Annotated in this window: 1 protein-coding gene; it reads right to left on the bottom strand. The window is 51.3% G+C overall.

The features are described from left to right. Positions 1 to 815, bottom strand: an 815-nt coding sequence (locus KIT90_RS23490; protein WP_285379024.1) for a Calx-beta domain-containing protein, incomplete at both ends; no start/stop codon positions are given.

Consider the following 815-nt stretch of genomic DNA (forward strand, 5'->3'; position numbering starts at 1 on the left):
ATAGGTTGAGTACGACATCTTCACTGACTGGCTCACTGAGGCTGATCGTGTACTCAAGGTAACTGTCATCACCTTCGGTGACATCGCCGCCCGTACTCACGGTCAGCTCTGCGGTTGCGTCTTCGTCAACACCGCTTGCTTGGTCATCAAGGATGTTCGCAGTCGCACTGTCGGTCTTGGTGCCAGTGACTTTACCGCTGGTCGTCGATGCAGTCAGTTCAACGCTTTCAGAGTTCTCCGTCACCGCATCGTCTTTTACTTGAAGGTAAACTTTGAGCTCAGTTTCCCCTGCAGTGATCTTCAATTCATCGGCCGTGATTTCACGGTAACCACCATTGCCATCAGCAACAAGGTACGTAGCGTCGTAGTCAACATCAGAGGTCGCGGTACCATCGGTCGATAGGTTAAGTACAACATCTTCACTCACAGGCTCATTGAGGCTGATCGTGTACTCAAGGTAACTGTCTTCACCTTCGGTGACATCGCCTGAAGCACTGACTGTCAGTGCTGCAGTTGCGTCTTTGTCGACACCATTTGCTTGGTCATCAAGGATATTTGCTGTCGCGCTGTCGGCCTTGGTGCCAGTGACTTTACCGCTGGTCGTCGATGCAATCAGCTCAACGCTTTCAGAGTTTTCAGTCACCGCATCATCTTTCACCTGAAGGTAAACTTTGAGCTCCGTTTCCCCTGCGGCAATCTTCAATTCATCGGCCGTGATTTCGCGGTAACCACCATTACCATCAGCAACAAGGTACGTAGCGTCGTAGTCTACGTCAGAGGTCGCGGTACCATCGGTCGATAGGTTGAGTACGACA

Origin of the sequence: Vibrio sp. B172a (genome assembly GCF_030248355.1) — a bacterium.
Lineage (GTDB): Bacteria > Pseudomonadota > Gammaproteobacteria > Enterobacterales > Vibrionaceae > Vibrio > Vibrio owensii.